The organism is Serratia sp. M24T3 (assembly GCF_000257645.1).
GTDB lineage: Bacteria > Pseudomonadota > Gammaproteobacteria > Enterobacterales > Enterobacteriaceae > Rouxiella.
The window spans coordinates 1-4,515 of the sequence record NZ_AJHJ01000068.1 but is presented as its reverse complement, the minus strand read 5'-3'; the positions used below and the strand labels follow the sequence as shown (position 1 = coordinate 4,515).

Annotated in this window: 5 protein-coding genes; all 5 read left to right on the top strand. The window is 48.9% G+C overall.

Features of this window, described 5'->3' with window-relative positions:
• Positions 1 to 188, top strand: a 188-nt coding sequence (locus SPM24T3_RS26030; RefSeq protein ID WP_009639421.1) for a hypothetical protein, incomplete at its 5' end; no start/stop codon positions are given.
• Between the two features lie 3 nt (positions 189 to 191).
• A complete protein-coding gene (locus tag SPM24T3_RS23890) occupies positions 192 to 2,465 on the top strand; it encodes a hypothetical protein (RefSeq protein WP_009639420.1) in 2,274 nt (757 codons plus the stop codon).
• Positions 2,466 to 2,476: 11 nt separating this feature from the next.
• Positions 2,477 to 2,914, top strand: coding sequence for a hypothetical protein (locus SPM24T3_RS23885; RefSeq protein WP_009639419.1), 438 nt, complete (start codon positions 2,477 to 2,479; stop codon positions 2,912 to 2,914).
• Between the two features lie 28 nt (positions 2,915 to 2,942).
• Positions 2,943 to 3,452, top strand: a complete 510-nt coding sequence (locus SPM24T3_RS23880) for a DNA-binding protein (protein WP_237713143.1) — start codon at positions 2,943 to 2,945, stop codon at positions 3,450 to 3,452.
• 822 nt (positions 3,453 to 4,274) lie between these two features.
• Positions 4,275 to 4,463, top strand: a complete 189-nt coding sequence (locus tag SPM24T3_RS23870) for a hypothetical protein (RefSeq protein WP_037379769.1) — start codon at positions 4,275 to 4,277, stop codon at positions 4,461 to 4,463.
• Positions 4,464 to 4,515 lie beyond the last annotated feature (52 nt).

Genomic DNA, 4,515 nt, shown 5'->3' with positions numbered 1-4,515 from the left:
TAATGGCCCAGTCAGAGCTCAAACCGGTTTTGCTCAGTAAAGCTCAAATAGACGCAATCAAACAAATCCAGTGCGACGAGCAGAAGAAGTCACAGCTGGGCGTTGCGCCGGGCATCAATGTAATTGCCAGGCAGCTGATTGACCTCGGCTTATCTCAGCTCTCTACTACTTCAAAGACCAGGGTATAAGACATGAATATTCAGGCTTACAGCGTTGCCGTTCGGTTGAGTGCAAAAGACGATTTAACGCGTGTCTTGAAGATGGCGAGCGAAGACGTGTTAAGCCTGCACAAACGTATGCTGGGTGTCTGCGCCGATCTAAAAAACATCGACAAATACGCCAAAGCAGCCACCTCATCTATATCTGCAATGAGCCGGGCTATGACAGGCAATCTGTCGGGTGCGACTCGTGATGCTCGCCAATACTCAGAGGCCATGAGAAGCGCTACAGAGAGCACTGAGAGGCTACACAGAGCAAGCTCTGGCTTACCAGGTGGTAACGGGGCGTCTTATCTCGCTATAGGTGCGGCTGCAGGGTTGAGTGGTGGTGGCAACAATGGTGGTAACCGGCCACCAGTCGGGATGCTTGGACTGCCTGGTCCTGCTGATGGCGGCTGGAAAGGCTGGAGAAATGGCGTTCCTCCTGGCGGGTGGGGTCCGGGCAATCCCCCTGGCGGAGGGGGTGGTAGCGATGATGGTAATGGCGGCGGTAGAAATGGTGCTCACCGACCTTTATCGGATCGTGATAGCGGAATGACCAATCTGGCTACTGGTTATGTGGGGTATGAGCTTCTCAACTCGATAACCGAAAAGGGCATCTCCTACGAGCGAGAATTAGCACGCCTGCGCCAAATGGGGCTCAACACTGCTCAAATTAACGAAGCCAAAGCCTATGTTGGTACCCACAACGTAGCAAATACGTCTGTGCTCGACCGCATGCGTATATTCACTGATGCCCAGGGTTCATTCAGGCAATCTGGAATGCTGACCGGTGATGCGCTGGCAGCAGCAAAAACCATGATGCCCGTGTTAGCGCAGTACGAAGTTGCTTCACAAGCATTAAGCGGGCAGTCACAGGCAGCTGCCAGCACTAATATGCTAAACCTCAATAAGATTGTCGAAATCATGGGCGGCCTGAATAGTCCGGCACTTGCCGCAAATATCGCTGACGGCGTATTCAAGGCTTCGCAGTCGAGCGGGCGTATCGTGAACGAGAGACAGTTAAAACTTTTCGTAGCTCACGGAAGCACGGCGACAAACCATCAAAGCCTCAGGGCGATGTTTGGCGCGCTTGAGCCCATTATCGGTGAGATGGGCGGGGATGTGGCATCAAATGGCATGCTGACCGCCTACAACCGAATCAACGGCAATATGTCTCTCATACCCAAAAATTTGCGCAGGGAAATAGCTCGCTTAGGGATTGGTGATGCTACAGGAACGGAGCAACCAAAAGCGCTAGCCTATCTGCAAACCACAGACCTGCCAGGCTATGTGAAAAAGATGATGGGCATCTATGCCGCACATGGCATTACCAACTCAATTGACTGGGAGCGCGAAAACTCTATTCTCTTTGGTCGCGGTGGCGCGAAGATTTACAACCGAATGATGGCCCAGATCAAAACAATGGATGAATCCTTGGCGTCTTATGACCGCTCACATGGGAGCGCGGCAACGGCTAACGACCCTGATAACCACGTCATTATGGCCAGGCAGGCAATGGGGGTCGCTTTTGAGAATCTGCAGCTCGCCCTTGCTCAGAAAGGCGGAGTGATGGAGAACTTTACCCGCGGTATCGACATTGTGACCAGGGGTGTCACGACGCTGACCAATGCTGTAGATTCCCATCCAAATATGGCCAGGTACGCGATGGATGGCGCGATGGCAATTACTGCGTTAGCTGGAGCGAGCGGAGCCATGTGGGTGATGAAGCATTCTGCCAGCGCGTTGATGGGCCCATTGAAATTCCTGGCAGGCAAAGATGGCTTCCCTCTGTTATCAACAGCTATCCAGGGTATGCCGAATATTGTTGCTTTGGCAGCCGCTGCGATAGGCACAGAGCTCTCTGTTGAAATTTACCGTAGGTTTATGGCAGCAAAAAATGGCACTCCATATGACCAACTTCCTACTCAGACCCAAGAAATGGCAGAGCGTGACCGTCTAGGAAAAATGAACTGGGAAAAGAGTCACCCGGGGATGCCTTATTACGGCACTAGAGTATGGGATCTTAATTCCATTCCTGCAAAGCCAGGTGTTTCGAAAGCATCGCAGTTCGTGCCAATCCCTCCCAAGCCGTCTCAGCCAATCAATATTCAAGTCGATTCAATTTTGGATGGCAAAAAGATTGGGCAAGGAATGATGACCTACCTGGTAAAAGAGTCTACAAAAGCTCCTAGCAGTGTCAGCGCTTTTGACTCGAGCATGATTCTAACTCACCCAGGCCAGGTTAGCGGGCTATCCACTAAATAACGGGGTGAGGCATGGATTTATTGGAATTATCGAAGCTCCTTAATTCTGCCTCTCTGACTGTCGAACACCAGCTTGCCTTGACGGTCAGGGAATATGCGAAAGAGGTTGAGAAGGAAGCTAAAGAAGAGATAGGCCACTACCAGCAGGCAGCTGGCCCATTCTCAGCCTGGTCACCATTGGCCGAGAGCACGCAGGCCGACAGGATAAGTAAGGGGTTTTCTGCTGACGAGCCTGAACTTCGCACCGGAGAGCTACGGGACAGTATCAAAAGCGAAGCCAGTGGCCTGTCATCAATCGCTGGCTCGACAAGTGAGGTTATGTTCTGGCAGGAGAATGGCACCGCCAACATGCCGCCTAGGGCGATTATCGGCATTGCGTACATTAGAAAGTTGGAGTTCCTGGAAGAAGAGCTGGGTAAGTGCGTAATGCGAAGCTTCAGAACGTATTAATCAACCGATAGGGGTGCACAGAATGTTGATGAGTAAGACCGAATATGCGCGTCACTGTGGTGTGAGTCGTCAGACCGTCTATGACTGGGTAAAAAAGGGTGACTTAGTGCTGTCTGGGCAGAAAGTTGATTTAGAAGCTACAGAAGCAAAGCGAATTAAAACCAGTTATGAGAGTCGCTGGCCGCATAGAAAATTAGACATGACTTGGGGTCAGGCTCTGAAATGGATTCAAGAGCATGATGGCAAGACGCATGCTGCACAAAATATTCAGGCTCGCATTGACCGTATAACAGCAGCGGCTGATGAGTTGGGCTACGACGTTGATAGCATTGGATACAATGAGGAAGAAACGACCATAGCTTATTTCCGAGCTGGTGAAGAGCGGCACGAGTTCTATGAGAATGATTCTATAGACTGTGCAATAGATCGACTTAGGTATGAAATTTTTTATAGCGCAGGATTATGCCCAGAAGAGGAAAATTATTGGAGTGAAGCAGGGTTGACAGCTTTATGCCTACCAGCCAAAGAGTTGGTGTAAACACCGCAGTTACACTAAATGGATAACTTGACACTTTTTCGACACTTATCTGTTTAAAAAGACAAAATAAAACAGTTGGTTAAAGTTTTTAGATTTGAAAAGTGTCAGGAAGAAATGTGTAAGGCAGCACTTTAAACCCATATTATTTCGGATTGAAAAATCATATGTGGAGAGTGAATCAGGAGTTTACAGTGCGCAAACGAACACGCCATTACACTACTGAGTTACCGCGAATTACGCTTCTTCATCTTAAGGTCATGCAGCGAAAATTTGCTGAGGGAGTTTGGGCATTACAGCATGATACCCGTAGTGGAACGTTATTTTTCAAGGCGTCAGACAAGGGGTTCACGGTAACTATTGGTGGCTCAACACTAAACCTTAAAATATCATCCACCCGGGTAGGTCATGGAGTAAGGTATTGGTACTTATGCCCACACTGCCAGGCACGAGCCGCAATTCTTTATGTTGGGAAACAGACTATTGGATGTCGGAAATGCTGCAAGCTTCACTATGAGGTGCAAAGCATAGGGAATGAGGAAAGATTAAGGTTACAAGTCAGAAGACGGCAACTGGATATTTGGCCGAATAAACCAGAGCACCCATACATTTTCCTCAAAGATTTTATCAATCAAGATAATAGCAAGCCAGCTTGCATGAGGTGGCATACCTTCTACATGAAACTACTAAGATTACGGTTCAGCGAAGTTAAGTATGTGACTGTTCTGCATGACAAGCTCAGAAAAGACTTTTCAAGGTTGCTCGGAATGACTCCTGAGGATGCAGAAGAAATTTTTGGGATCTCAAACTGTATAAGTCTGCGTGATGATAGACCGTAAAACGTTAGAGTTGACGATGATTCAGATGGCCTGTCAGAGCGGTGACCCACTGGACAGGCACATGCTGTATACCATTCGCAACGGTGTGGCGCAGGCACTTCAAGCTAAAGAGCGACACAAGCAACGGATGACTACGCCTGATTATCAGTGGAAGAAGCCAGTACCACGGCGATAGTGTTGCCTGGTAAGCTGAACCAAGAACCCTAGAGCCTGTTATTAATTTCTTA